The sequence below is a fragment of the Halomonas nitroreducens genome (assembly GCF_003966155.1).
Taxonomy (GTDB): Bacteria; Pseudomonadota; Gammaproteobacteria; order Pseudomonadales; family Halomonadaceae; genus Halomonas; species Halomonas nitroreducens.
In genome coordinates this window covers 229472-242069 of sequence record NZ_RXNS01000003.1, presented here as the reverse complement: position 1 = coordinate 242069, position 12598 = coordinate 229472, and the positions used below count along the sequence as shown (strand labels likewise).

Here is a 12598-nt window from a genome sequence, read left to right as displayed (position 1 = left end):
ACAACAGGCGAGACCATGAGCAAGCAACTGATTCTGGCCCTCTCCAAGGGCCGTATTCTCGACGAGACCCTGCCGCTGCTGGCCGAGGCGGGCATCACGCCCGCCGAGGACCTGGGTGCCAGCCGCAAGCTGCTGTTCGACACCAACCTGCCGGACGTCAAGCTGGTGGTCATCCGCGCCACGGATGTGCCCACCTATGTTCAGCTCGGCGCCGCCGACGTCGGCGTGGCCGGCAAGGACGTGCTGCTGGAGCATGGCGCGGAGGGGCTCTACGAGCCGCTGGACCTGGAGATCGCCCGCTGCAAGCTGATGACCGCGGGCATCACCGGCGCCGAGCCGGCCCGGGCGCGGCGCCGGGTGGCCACCAAGTTCGTCAACGTGGCCAAGCGCTACTATGCCGAGCAGGGCATCCAGGCCGAAGTGATCAAGCTCTACGGCGCCATGGAGCTGGCCCCGTTGATGAACCTGGCCGACGAGATCGTCGATATCGTCGACACCGGCAACACCCTGCGGGCCAACGGCATGGAGCCCCGCGAGTTGATCGCCCCGATCAGTACCCGGCTGGTGGTCAACAAGGCTGCGATGACCATGAAGCACGCGCGCCTCAAGCCGCTCCTGCATCGCCTGCGCGAGGCCGTGGAAGGCCGCCGCAGCGAGGCCACCGCCTAGCGGCGGGCGGGCCCGCCCCGATTCCATCCCTTGCGAGAGGATCCTATGGCCATGACTGACTCTTCCGGCGTCGAGCTCGCCAGGCTGTCCACCGCGGACGCTGACTTCACCGCCCGCCTCGATGCCCTGCTGGCCTGGGAGGGCGTCTCCAGCGGCGAGGTGCAGGGACGCGTCGACGAGATCCTGACGGCGGTGAAGGCTCGCGGCGACGCCGCCCTGGTCGAGTACAGCAACCGCTTCGACCGCCTCGCGGTGGCGAGCATGGCGGAGCTGACCCTGGGGCCGGCGCGCCTGCGCGAGGCCTTCGAGGGCCTGCCCGAGGCCCAGCGCCAGGCGCTGTCCACCGCCGCCGAGCGGGTGCGCCGCTACCACGAGCACCAGAAGCCCGAGTCCTGGCAGTACACCGAGGCCGACGGCACCGTGCTCGGCCAGCAGGTCACGCCCCTGGACCGGGCCGGCATCTATGTGCCCGGCGGCAAGGCCGCCTATCCGTCCTCGGTGCTGATGAACGCGCTGCCGGCCCACGTGGCCGGGGTGCGCGAGATCGTCATGGTCGTGCCGACCCCCGATGGCGTACTCAACGAGCTGGTGCTGGCCGCCGCCCACCTGGCCGGCGTCGATCATGTCTTCACCATCGGCGGGGCCCAGGCGGTGGCCGCCCTGGCCTACGGTACCGAGACGGTGCCGCGGGTCGACAAGATCGTCGGGCCCGGCAACATCTATGTGGCCACCGCCAAGCGGGCAGTGTTCGGCCAGGTGGGGATCGACATGATCGCCGGTCCCTCGGAGATCCTGGTGGTATCCGACGGCGGCACCGATCCCGACTGGCTGGCCATGGACCTGTTCTCCCAGGCCGAGCATGACGAGGACGCCCAGTCGATCCTGGTGAGCTGGGACGCCGACCACCTGGAGGCCGTCGCCGAGGCGATGGCCCGGGCGCTGCCGACCATGGAGCGCGAGGGCATCATTCATGCTTCGCTGGCTGCACGCGGCGCACTGATTCACTGTCGCGACCGTGGCGAGGCGGTCGAGCTGCTCAACCGCATCGCTCCCGAGCACCTGGAGCTCTCGGTAGCGGATCCCGAGGCCTGGCTGCCCGAGGTGCGCCATGCCGGCGCCGTCTTCATGGGACGCTATACCGCCGAGGCCCTGGGCGACTACTGTGCCGGTCCCAACCATGTGCTGCCGACCTCCGGCACGGCCCGCTTCTCCTCGCCGCTCGGCGTCTACGACTTCCAGAAGCGTTCCTCGCTGATCCAGTGCTCGGCCGAGGGTGCCTCCGCCTTGGGGGGCACTGCCTCGGTGCTGGCCCGGGGCGAGTCGTTGACCGCCCATGCGCGCAGCGCGGAGTACCGCATCCGCGACTGAGCGTCGTGTCGCGATGCCATGACCACGGCCCCGTCAGCGACGGGGCCGTGGTCGTTGTGGGCGGGGGGTCAGGGCGTCTCGGCAGGGGCTGGGGCGGGCCGCCGCGGGGTGGGGCGCTCGGCGACCTCCAGGGTCACCCGCATGGTCTCGCCGCCGCGCACCACCGTCACCGGCAGCTGGCTGCCCGGCGTCACCGCGGCGATCTCGCTCATGGTCTGGCGGGGATCGAGAATCGGCTGGCCGTTCACCTCGAGCAGCACATCCCCGGCCTGCAGGCCCGCCTGGTCGGCGGGGCCTTCCGGCACCACCCCGGCGATGATCACCCCGGTGGGGGCCTCGAGGCCGAAGGAGGCGGCGAGTTCGGGGTTGAGCTCCTGGGCCTCGATGCCCAGCCAGCCGCGGATCACCCGTCCCTGGGTCACCAGTTCCTCGAGGATGTTGCGGGCCAGGTTGGTGGGGATGGCGAAGCCGATGCCCTGGGAACCGCCGGAGCGGGAGAAGATGGCGGTGTTGATGCCGACCATGGCGCCCTCGGGGTTGATCAGGGCGCCGCCGGAGTTGCCCGGGTTGATCGCCGCATCGGTCTGGATGAAGTCCTCGTAGGCATTGAGCCCCAGGTGGCTGCGGCCGGTGGCACTGATGATGCCCATGGTCACGGTCTGGCCCACGCCGAACGGGTTGCCGATGGCCAGGGAGACATCGCCCACCGCCACCTGGGTGGAGTCGGTGAGCTCGATGACCGGCAGGTCATCCAGGTCGATGCGCAGCACCGCCAGGTCGCTCTCCGGGTCGGTGCCGATCACCTCGGCGAGGGTCTCGCGTCCGTCGCGCAGGGCCACCTGGATCTGGTCGGCGCCGCTGATCACGTGATGGTTGGTCAGGACATAGCCGTCCTCGCTGACGATGACCCCGGAGCCGAGGCTCGACAGCATCCGCTGTCGGCGGGGCATGTCGTCGCCATAGAACTGGCGGAAGAAGGGGTCCGACATCAGCGGGTGCCCCTCCCGCTCGACGACCCGCGACGAATAGATGTTGACCACCGCCGGGGCGGCCCGCTCCACGGCCTCGGCATAGCTCACCGGCCCCTGGTCCCGGGTCATCGGGGCAGCCTCGCGCAACTCGGGGGAGGGTCGCGATACCGGTTCCGGGGGCCGGGCCTGCTGCTCGGGGGCCGGGGGCGGCGGCTGGACGGCCCGGCGCCCCAGCAGCTGCGGAAAGGCATTGAGCAGCACGATGGCCACCAGCAGGCCGATCAGAGCGGGCCAGAGGTAGGGGAGGGCGCGTCGCATGCGGCGGTGTTCCTTGTCGGTGGTGCGTGGTCGCGGGGCGGGAGGGCGCCGGGTAGAATGAGCGAATTGTAACATTGCATCCCCGAGCACGCCCGGAGGCGACATGACGACTTGCGACGAACTGCTGGCGGCCTGTGACCGGCTGCTGGTCCCCGAACGCTTCAAGGATTACACCGTCAACGGCCTGCAGGTCGGCGGTCGCGAGCGCATCGGTCGGGTGATGACCGGTGTCACCGCCTGCCAGGCCCTGCTCGACGAGGCGGTGGCCTGGCAGGCCGACCTGCTGCTGGTCCATCATGGCTACTTCTGGAAGAACGAACCGGTCAACATCACCGGCATGAAGCGGCGCCGGCTGACCACCCTGCTGACCCATGACATCGGCCTGCTGGCCTACCATCTGCCGCTGGATGCCCACGCGACCCTGGGCAACAATGCCGCCCTGGCGCGTCGGCTGGACTTCGAGGTCCAGGGCTGTGCCGACGGCGAGCTGGGCGAGGGGCTGGTCTGGCTGGGCGCGCCATCGGCGCCGATGGGCGCCGGCGAACTGGCTGCTCACGTCGGTGCGCGCCTGGAGCGTGCGCCACTGCTGGTGGAGGCCCCGGGCGTCGGCGAGGTGCGGCGCGTCGCCTGGTGCACCGGGGGCGCCCAGGACATGATCATCCCGGCTGCCGAGGCGGGGGCCGACGCCTTCATTTCCGGCGAGATCTCCGAACGGACCACCCACCTGGCCCGCGAGATGGGGATTCATTACCTTGCCGCGGGGCACCATGCCACCGAGCGTTACGGGGTCCAGGCGCTGGGGAGCTGGCTCGCCGAGACCTTCGCGGTCGAGCATCGCTTCGTGGATATCGACAACCCGGCCTGAGGTCGGCACGCAACGGCGCCTCGTCGGCGCCGTCGGCATTCAGTAGCGGGGCGGCTGGGGGGCGCTGTCCTCCCCGGGTTTCAGGCCGAAGTCCTCGGAGAGGGTGCCGCGATTGCCGTCGGCGTAGTCGCGGGGGGCCGCCGGGGTGTCCTCGCCGCCCTCCGCCTGTGCTGGCGCGGTGGGCGAGAAGTCCGGCTTGCGTGGCGGGTTGGCGCCCAGGGTCGCGCTGGCTTCCGCCATCTCCCGATGTAGCGCCTGGCCGTCGCGGTTCAGCGCCTCGGCGAGCGCGCCGACGCGCTCCAGGTGCTCGCCGAGGCCTTCGCGCAGCTCGGCGAGCTGGCGGTCGCGTTCGGCGAGGCGCTGGCGGAGCCGCTGGACGTTGCCGGCGCCGGCGTTGAGCAGGTGATAGCCCAAGGCGCCGATGCCCACGCCGGCCAGCAGGCAGGCGATGGCCAGCACCCAGTTGATATTGCTTTCTTCCACGTCTGTCTCCCTGAGCTGTCGGTCGGCCCGGCCGTCGGTCCGGTGCCGGTGGCCGGGCGGGGCCGGCGGCCCATTATAGGGCCGAGGCCGTCGGCGCGGTCAACGGCCGGCCGGCGATGCCAAGCGGCCTCACGGTGCGTATAATGCCGGTTCCGATGGAAGCCGAGGACAGGTCGCCAGGTATGCCGAAGACCGAACGCCACAGGATGCCGAATGCCCCAGACGAGCGCCGGCCGGCCCCGCCGCTGGCGCGCTACCGTGCCGACCTCGAGCGCGATGACTTCCACTATGACCCGGCTCAGGAGCGGGCCGTGGAGCATCTTCAGCGACTCTACGATGAGCTGGTGGCCAGACCTCGCGAGCCGCGAGCCGCGAGTCCTGGCAAGGGGCTGAAATCGCGGGTCGCCGGCCTGTTCGGTCGGCGCGAGGTGCCGACCGAGCCGGCGATGCCGCCGGTGGCCGGGCTCTACTTCTGGGGTGGCGTGGGGCGCGGCAAGACCTATCTGGTCGACACCTTCTTCGAGGCACTGCCCTTTGCCGAGAAGATGCGCACCCACTTCCACCGCTTCATGCAGCGGGTGCACAACGAGCTCGAGCACTACAAGGGGGAGCGCAATCCTCTGACGCTGGTCGCCGACAAGTTCGCCGACGAGGCTCGGGTGATCTGCTTCGACGAGTTCTTCGTCAAGGACATCACCGACGCGATGATCCTGGCCAACCTCCTCGAGGCGCTCTTCGCCCGCGGCGTGGTGCTGGTGGCGACCTCCAACATCGTGCCCGGCGAACTCTACAAGGACGGCCTGCAGCGGGCCCGCTTCCTGCCCGCCATCGACCTGCTCGAGCGTCACTGCGAGGTGGTCAATGTGGATTCGGGCATCGACTACCGGCTGCGCGCCCTGGAGCGCGCCGAGATCTTCCACTCGCCCCTGGACGCCGAGGCCGAGGCGGAACTGGCGCGCAGCTTCCGCGAGATTGCCGGCAGCGAGGGCGAGGCAGGGGCGCCCATCGAGATCAACCGCCGGGTGCTGCATACCCGTCGGCTCCACGACGATGTGGTGTGGTTCGACTTCACCGAGCTCTGCGACGGGCCGCGCAGCCAGAACGACTACATCGAGCTGGCCCGCGAGTATCACAGTGTGCTGGTCTCCAATGTGACCCGCATGAGCGGCGCCACCGACGACCAGGCACGGCGCTTCATCAACATGGTCGACGAGTTTTATGACCGCGGCGTCAAGCTGCTGATGTCTGCCGAGGCGCCGGCCGAGGCGCTGTACCAGGACGGCCGGCTGGCGTTCGAGTTCCAGCGGACCCTGTCGCGCCTGCAGGAGATGCAGTCCCACGAGTATCTGGCCCTGCCGCACAAGCCTTGACCCGGCCAGCGCGGCCGGCCGGGCCAGCAGCTTGAAGAGCGGCGCTTTGCGCCTGGAAGCTGGAAGAAAACCCTTGACCCCGCAGTCATCGGGTTCCAGCTTCCAGCTGGTGCGCCGGCATTGCCTTGCCGGTGGCGGGTCGTGTAGAATGCGCGCTCGCTCGACCGTTGTCGCCCCCGTGGCGGCAACCAAGAAGAATAGGGATGGTCCCCACCGGCTTGCCGGCGGCAGGACCCAACACATCGATTTGGTGATTCACCCATGAAGACGTTCACTGCCAAACCGCAGTCCGTCCAGCGCGACTGGTACGTCGTCGACGCTGCGGACAAGACGCTCGGCCGTCTGGCCACCGAGATCGCTCGCCGCCTGCGTGGCAAGCACAAGCCGGAATACACCCCGCATGTCGACACCGGCGACTACATCGTCGTGATCAACGCCGAGAAGGTGAAGGTTACCGGCAACAAGGCCAGCGCCAAGAACTACTATCGCCACACCGGCTACCCGGGTGGTCTGCGTTCCATGAACTTCGAGAAGATGATCGCTCACGCCCCCGAGCGCGTCATCGAGTCCGCGGTCAAGGGCATGCTCCCGAAGGGCCCGCTGGGTCGTGCCATGTACTCCAAGCTCAAGGTCTACGCCGGCACCGAGCATCCGCACGCCGCCCAGCAGCCGCAAGAACTGAACATCTGAGGGAGTCTTCGCCATGACACAGCAGTATTACGGTACCGGGCGCCGCAAGACCTCTACCGCGCGCGTCTTCCTGAAGCCGGGCACCGGCAAGATCACCGTCAACAGCCGTGATCTCAACGAGTATTTCGGTCGCGTCACCGGTCGCATGGTGGTCCGTCAGCCCCTCGAGCTGACCGAGACCCTCGGCCAGTTCGACGTCTACGTCACCGTCAAGGGTGGCGGCGGCAGCGCCCAGGCCGGCGCCATCCGTCACGGCATCACTCGTGCTTTGATGGAGTACAACGAGGACTTCCGCAAGCCGCTGCGTGAAGCCGGGTACGTCACCCGTGACGCCCGTGAGGTCGAGCGCAAGAAGATCGGCCTGCGCAAGGCGCGCCGTCGCCCGCAGTTCTCCAAGCGTTAAGACGGACGTCTATACGACGAAAAAACGCCCGGGTCCCAGACCTGGGCGTTTTTTTGTTCTGGGTCAATTATTTGCCGCCAAGTTTCGCCCCCAGGCGAGGGGGTTGTCCTTGTGCGGGACGATCCGTTTTTTTACCATATAACGCATTTCAAAATCCGTGGTCGCGGGCCATGCGGAGCTCGTGATGGAACAGCGGGTAAGCTGATGGGAGAAACCTGAAGATGGCAGATAACGGCGTGAACAAAGGGCGGCGCCGTTTCCTCGTGGGCGCGACCACCGTCGTAGGTGCGGCGGGCGCTGTCGGGGTAGCGGTTCCCTTTGTGGCTTCCTGGCAGCCCAGTGCCAGGGCAAGGGCGGCGGGCGCACCCGTCAAGGCGGACGTGTCCAAGCTCGAACCCGGGCAGCGCATGACCGTCGAGTGGCGCGGACGTCCCATCTGGATCCTCAATCGTACGCCGGACATGATCGAGCGCACCGAGGCGCTCGGCGCCGACCGGCTGCTCGATCCTGAATCCGAGAAGCCGCAGCAGCCGAGCTACGCCAACGGCCCCCTGCGTTCCATCAAGCCCGAGATCGGCGTGATCATCGGCATTTGTACCCATCTGGGCTGCTCGCCGCTGTTCAAGCCGGAGCCCAATGCCGAGGGGGTCGGGGTCGACGACTGGCCGGGCGGCTTCTTCTGCCCCTGCCACGGGTCGCGATTCGACCTGGCGGGCCGCGTGTTCGTCAATGTTCCGGCTCCGCTGAACCTCGAAGTTCCCCCGTATTTCTTCGAGAGCGACGACGTCATCGTCGTCGGCGAAGATGAGGAGACTGCCTGATGGGTAATCCGAACAAGGCCAAGGCGGAGCGCGGTTTCATGCGCTGGGTCGATGACCGTTTCCCCGCCACCCAGATGTGGCAGGAGCACCTGTCCAAGTACTACGCGCCGAAGAACTTCAACTTCTGGTATTTCTTCGGCTCGCTGGCCCTGCTGATGCTGGTCAACCAGATCCTCACCGGCGTCTGGCTGACCATGAGCTTCAATCCCTCCGCGGAAGGCGCCTTCGCCTCGGTGGAGTACATCATGCGTGACGTGGAGTGGGGGTGGTTGATCCGCTACATGCACTCCACCGGGGCCTCGGCCTTCTTCCTGGTCGTCTACCTGCACATGTTCCGTGGCCTGCTCTACGGCTCCTACAAGGCGCCCCGCGAGCTGGTGTGGATCTTCGGCATGGCCATCTACCTGGCGTTGATGGCCGAGGCCTTCATGGGCTACCTGCTGCCGTGGGGCCAGATGTCCTACTGGGGCGCCCAGGTGATCATCTCGCTGTTCTCCGCCATTCCGGCCATCGGCCCGGACCTGGCCCAGTGGGTGCGCGGCGACTTCCTGATCTCCGGCATTACCCTGAACCGCTTCTTCGCCCTGCACGTCGTCGCATTGCCGATCGTGATCCTGGCGCTGGTGGTGCTGCACATCATCGCCCTGCACGAGGTTGGCTCCAACAACCCCGATGGCATCGACATCAAGAAGAAGAAGGACGAGACCGGCAAGCCGCTGGACGGCATCCCGTTCCATCCCTACTACACGGTCAAGGACATCGTCGGCGTCGCCGTCTTCCTGTTCGTGTTCGCGGTGGTGATCTTCTACTTCCCCGAGGGCGGCGGCTACTTCATCGAGAAGCCCAACTTCGAGCCCGCCAACCCGCTGAAGACGCCGGATCACATCGCCCCGGTATGGTACTTCACGCCCTTCTACGCGATGCTGCGCGCGATCACCTTCACGCTGTTCGGCCTCGACGCCAAGTTCCTGGGCGTCATCGTGATGGGGGCGGCGATTGCCATCCTCTTCGTGCTGCCCTGGCTCGATCGTAGCCCGGTGCGCTCCATGCGCTACAAGGGCTGGATCTCCAAGGTGATGCTGGTCCTGTTCGCCATCAGCTTCGTCATCCTGGGCGTGCTGGGCGTGCTGCCGGCCACCGAGGCGCGCACCGTCGTTGCCCAGGTGTGCACCGCCATCTATTTCGCCTTCTTCCTGCTGATGCCGTTCTACACCCGGCTGGAGAAGACCAAACCCGTTCCGGAAAGGGTGACTGGCTAATGAAAAAGCAACTGTTCGCACTGCTCTTCGCGCTGGTGCCGATGGTCGGGTTCGCCGCCGGCGGCGGTGGCGTGCACCTGCAGGAGATGAACCCGGATCTCCATGACAAGGCGTCGCTGCAGAACGGGATGAAGCTCTTCGTCAACTACTGCATGGGCTGTCACTCCCTCGAGCATCAGCGCTTCTCGCGGGCCGCCGAGGACCTGGGGATCCCCCAGGACCTGGTCGAGGACAACCTGATCTTCGCCGAGGAACTCGGCTTCAATGACCAGATGCACAACGCCATGCGCGGCGGGGATGGCGAGAACTGGTTCGGCGCGGCGCCGCCCGACCTGACCCTCGAGGCCCGCCTGCGCGGTACCGACTGGGTCTACTCCTACCTGCTCAGCTTCTACAAGGACCCGTCGCGGCCCACTGGCGTGAACAACAAGGTCTTCCCGCTGGTGGCCATGCCCAACGTGCTGGAGCCGCTGCAGGGGGTGCAGGAGAAGGTCTGCGCGGCCTCCGACCAGCCGATCGAGGGGGCCGAGCTTGACCCGCTGACCGGCAAGTACCAGTCCTGCGAGACCCTTCAGGTCACCCAGCCGGGGCAAATGGAGCCCGAGGAGTTCGAGGATGCGGTCTATGACCTGACCAACTTCCTCGCCTACGTCGGCGAGCCCTCCAAGCTCCAGGCCCAGGCGCTGGGCCCCAAGGTGCTGATCTTCATCTTTATCTTCGGGGTCATCGCCTACCTGCTCAAGCGCGAATACTGGCGCGATATCCACTGATCCGTCCTCGACGGAGAGTGCGGGGGCGCATGGCTCGAGCCATGCGCCCCCTATGGTCTGTGCCCGGTCACGGGCAAGCTTGCGGCGCCCCCGGGAGGGGGGTGTCGTGTTATCATCTCGGCACGAATTGATGCGAGGATTGTTTCATGGGTGTAGTGGCCAAGCGGTCGTCGATGATCTTCTACTCCGGGGGCGATGATCATTACAGTCATCGGGTGCGTATCGTGCTCGCCGAGAAGGGCGTGGCCGTAGACATCGTCGAGGTCACCGAGGAGAGCCACCCCGAGGAGCTCGCCGATCTCAACCCCTACAACAGCGTGCCCACGCTGCTGGATCGCGACCTGGTGCTCTACGAGTCCAAGGTAATGATGGAGTACCTGGACGAGCGGTTCCCGCATCCCCCGCTATTGCCGGTGTACCCCGTGGCCCGTGCCCAGAGCCGGCTGTGGATGCATCGCATCGAGCGTGAGTGGTGCCCGCTGGTCGAGCAGATCCAGCAGGGGCCCAAGAAGGAAGCCGACAAGGCGCGCAAGGAGCTCCGCGAGAGCCTGATCGGCATCTCGCCGATCTTCGAAGACATGCCGTTCTTCATGAGCGATGAGTTCACCCTGGTCGATTGCTGCCTGGCGCCGATCCTGTGGCGCCTGCCGGTGCTGGGCATCGAGTTGCCCGAGAAGCAGGTCAAGCCGCTGATGGGCTACATGGAGCGGGTCTTCGATCGCGAGGGCTTCAAGGCCGCGCTGAGCGAGGGCGAGCGCGAGATGCGCCCCTGATCATCCCTTAATGCCAAGCCCCGGTCTCGCCGGGGCGCCAACCCAGGAGGGCCAACCAATGCAGTCGAGCCGTCCCTATATCGCTCGGGCCCTGTACCAGTGGTTGCTGGACAACGAGCTGACGCCCTATATCGTGGTCGACGCCGAGCAAGAGGGCGTCGAAGTGCCGCGGCAGTTCGTGCAGAACGGCCAGATCGTACTCAACCTCGGCGTGACCGCCGTGCGCGACCTGTCCATGGAGAACGAGGCCGTCGTCTTCTCCGCCCGTTTCGGCGGGCAGCCGATGCAGGTGATGGTGCCCATGGAAGCGCTGATCGCGATCTATGCTCGCGAGAACGGCGTGGGCATGGTCTTCGGCCACGAGCCGGTCATGCCGGCTGCGGCCGAGTCCGACGAGTCCGACGAGTCCGAGGCGCCGGCCGGTCCGTCGCTGTCCGGCGTCGAGAGCCCCGGCGGCGATGCCGAGGAGGGCGAGCGCAGTGAGGCGTCCCGGAAGGGGCGTCCCTCTCTGCGCGTCGTCAAGTGACATCCGCAGCCGGGTGATCGGCGTGTCCGGTGCCTTGCACCTCGCGCCAAGGGAAACGGCAGGCCATTCGGCCTGCCGTTTGCTTTACGTCGCGAGCGCGGTCGGCCCGGGATCAGTCCAGGTAGTCGAAGACCTTGACGATGCGCTGCATGCCGCCGGCGTTGGATACCGCCGAGACGATGCGCTCGGCCTCCGCGCGACTGACGATGCCCATCAGGTAGACGCTGGCGTTTTCCGTCACGATGTGCAGCCGGCTGGCGTCGATGGCCTCGTTGGTGGCCAGCGCGGTACGCACCTTGGCGGTGATCCAGGTGTCGCTGAGCCGCTGGCCAGCGGGCAGGTTGGCGGCGACGGTCAGTTCGTTGTGGACCCGGCGCACGTTGCGTACCTGGCCCGCCACCTGTTCGGCCATGTTCTTGAGCTCCTGGCTGGGCACCTGGCCGGTCAGCAGCACCACGCCATTGAAGCTGTCGACGTTGATGCGGGCATCGCTGAGTCGCGCATCGGTGCGGCCGAGGTTGTGGCCGATCTTGGTCTCGATGCTCTGGTCCTCGACCCGGGTGCCCAGGGTGCGCTCGCCGTAGTTCTCCTGGATGGTGCCGGGGGTCGTGGCCGCGGTCATCGAGGTGCAGCCGGTCAGGGCCAGCAGCAGGCCGAGGGACAGGGTGAACAGCAGGGACTTGTAGGTCATGAAATCACTCGCTTGCGCCGAAGAGTTGTTCGTCGATCAGGTCACACAGGCAGTGGATCACCAGCAGGTGAACCTCCTGGATGCGGGCGGTGGAGGTCGCCGGGACGCGGATCTCGCAGTCATCCTGGCCCAGTAGCGAGGCCATGTTGCCGCCGTCGCGGCCGGTCAGCGCGACCACCGTCATCTCGCGGTCATGGGCGGCCTGGATGGCCTGGATGACATTGCCCGAGTTGCCGCTGGTGGAAATCGCCAGCAGGACGTCGCCGGGCTGGCCCAGGGCGCGTACCTGCTTCGAATAGACCTCGTTGTAGCTGTAGTCGTTGGCAATGGAGGTCAGCGTCGAGGTGTCGGTGGTCAGTGCCAGGGCGGGCAGGCTGGGACGTTCGCGCTCGAAGCGATTGAGCAGCTCGGACGAGAAGTGCTGGCTGTCGCCGGCGCTGCCGCCGTTGCCGCAGGCCAGGATCTTCCCCTCGTTGACCAGGCTCTGCACCATCATCTGGCTGGCCACCTCGATGAAGGGCGGCAGCACCTCGCTGGCGTAGGTCTTGGTATCGATGCTGGCGTTGAAGTGTCCGAGAATGCGGGTCTGGAAATCCATCTTGGCTTCCTGGTCCTTGGGCG

The 12598-nt window shown here is 67.1% G+C and carries 15 protein-coding genes; 11 read left to right on the top strand and 4 right to left on the bottom strand.

Annotation, left to right across the window (positions count from 1 at the left end):
• Positions 1 to 15: 15 nt before the first annotated feature.
• Both hisG and hisD read left to right on the top strand, forming a co-directional pair.
• A complete protein-coding gene (hisG, locus tag EKG36_RS04855; protein ID WP_126481576.1) occupies positions 16 to 669 on the top strand; it encodes an ATP phosphoribosyltransferase in 654 nt (217 codons plus the stop codon).
• Between the two features lie 51 nt (positions 670 to 720).
• On the top strand, positions 721 to 2037 hold the full coding sequence (hisD, locus tag EKG36_RS04850; RefSeq protein ID WP_425459574.1) for a histidinol dehydrogenase: 1317 nt from the start codon (positions 721 to 723) through the stop codon (positions 2035 to 2037).
• Between the two features lie 68 nt (positions 2038 to 2105).
• Here hisD and EKG36_RS04845 read toward each other — a convergent pair whose 3' ends face one another.
• A complete protein-coding gene (locus EKG36_RS04845) occupies positions 2106 to 3326 on the bottom strand; it encodes a Do family serine endopeptidase (protein WP_126481574.1) in 1221 nt (406 codons plus the stop codon).
• A gap of 103 nt (positions 3327 to 3429) precedes the next feature.
• On the opposite strand from EKG36_RS04845, the gene EKG36_RS04840 reads away from it, so the two are divergent.
• On the top strand, positions 3430 to 4191 hold the full coding sequence (locus EKG36_RS04840) for a Nif3-like dinuclear metal center hexameric protein (RefSeq protein ID WP_126481573.1): 762 nt from the start codon (positions 3430 to 3432) through the stop codon (positions 4189 to 4191).
• A gap of 39 nt (positions 4192 to 4230) precedes the next feature.
• Here the strand turns inward: EKG36_RS04840 and EKG36_RS04835 are convergent, their stop codons facing one another.
• The gene (locus EKG36_RS04835; RefSeq protein WP_126481572.1) at positions 4231 to 4674 is read right to left on the bottom strand and encodes a Z-ring associated ZapG family protein; all 444 of its coding nucleotides are present in this window, start codon (positions 4672 to 4674) and stop codon (positions 4231 to 4233) included.
• Positions 4675 to 4856: 182 nt separating this feature from the next.
• Between EKG36_RS04835 and zapE the strand changes: the two genes are divergently transcribed.
• The 8 genes from zapE (at position 4857) to EKG36_RS04795 (ending at position 11286) form a co-directional block, all read left to right on the top strand.
• Complete coding sequence (gene zapE / locus EKG36_RS04830) at positions 4857 to 6044, top strand: cell division protein ZapE (protein ID WP_425459573.1); 1188 nt, start codon at positions 4857 to 4859, stop codon at positions 6042 to 6044.
• A gap of 261 nt (positions 6045 to 6305) precedes the next feature.
• Positions 6306 to 6734 (top strand): 50S ribosomal protein L13, encoded by a 429-nt coding sequence (gene rplM / locus EKG36_RS04825; protein WP_097788653.1) that lies wholly within the window; start codon positions 6306 to 6308, stop codon positions 6732 to 6734.
• 13 nt (positions 6735 to 6747) lie between these two features.
• Positions 6748 to 7137 (top strand): 30S ribosomal protein S9, encoded by a 390-nt coding sequence (rpsI, locus tag EKG36_RS04820; protein WP_126481568.1) that lies wholly within the window; start codon positions 6748 to 6750, stop codon positions 7135 to 7137.
• Positions 7138 to 7358: 221 nt separating this feature from the next.
• Positions 7359 to 7958: a ubiquinol-cytochrome c reductase iron-sulfur subunit gene (gene petA, locus EKG36_RS04815; RefSeq protein WP_126481566.1), complete on the top strand. Its 600-nt coding sequence runs from the start codon at positions 7359 to 7361 to the stop codon at positions 7956 to 7958.
• On the top strand, positions 7958 to 9217 hold the full coding sequence (locus EKG36_RS04810; protein WP_126481564.1) for a cytochrome b: 1260 nt from the start codon (positions 7958 to 7960) through the stop codon (positions 9215 to 9217). Before petA ends, EKG36_RS04810 begins: the two co-directional genes overlap by 1 nt.
• Positions 9217 to 9987 carry a cytochrome c1 gene (locus EKG36_RS04805; protein ID WP_126481562.1) on the top strand — a complete coding sequence of 257 codons (771 nt, stop codon included), beginning with the start codon at positions 9217 to 9219 and terminating at the stop codon, positions 9985 to 9987. Before EKG36_RS04810 ends, EKG36_RS04805 begins: the two co-directional genes overlap by 1 nt.
• A 146-nt stretch (positions 9988 to 10133) precedes the next feature.
• Positions 10134 to 10760: a stringent starvation protein SspA gene (sspA, locus tag EKG36_RS04800; protein ID WP_126481559.1), complete on the top strand. Its 627-nt coding sequence runs from the start codon at positions 10134 to 10136 to the stop codon at positions 10758 to 10760.
• A gap of 58 nt (positions 10761 to 10818) precedes the next feature.
• Positions 10819 to 11286 carry a ClpXP protease specificity-enhancing factor gene (locus EKG36_RS04795; RefSeq protein WP_126481558.1) on the top strand — a complete coding sequence of 156 codons (468 nt, stop codon included), beginning with the start codon at positions 10819 to 10821 and terminating at the stop codon, positions 11284 to 11286.
• Between the two features lie 112 nt (positions 11287 to 11398).
• Here the strand turns inward: EKG36_RS04795 and EKG36_RS04790 are convergent, their stop codons facing one another.
• Both EKG36_RS04790 and EKG36_RS04785 read right to left on the bottom strand, forming a co-directional pair.
• Positions 11399 to 11977, bottom strand: a complete 579-nt coding sequence (locus EKG36_RS04790; RefSeq protein WP_126481556.1) for a BON domain-containing protein — start codon at positions 11975 to 11977, stop codon at positions 11399 to 11401.
• Positions 11978 to 11981: 4 nt separating this feature from the next.
• The gene (locus EKG36_RS04785; RefSeq protein ID WP_126481554.1) at positions 11982 to 12575 is read right to left on the bottom strand and encodes a phosphoheptose isomerase; all 594 of its coding nucleotides are present in this window, start codon (positions 12573 to 12575) and stop codon (positions 11982 to 11984) included.
• Positions 12576 to 12598: the final 23 nt, after the last annotated feature.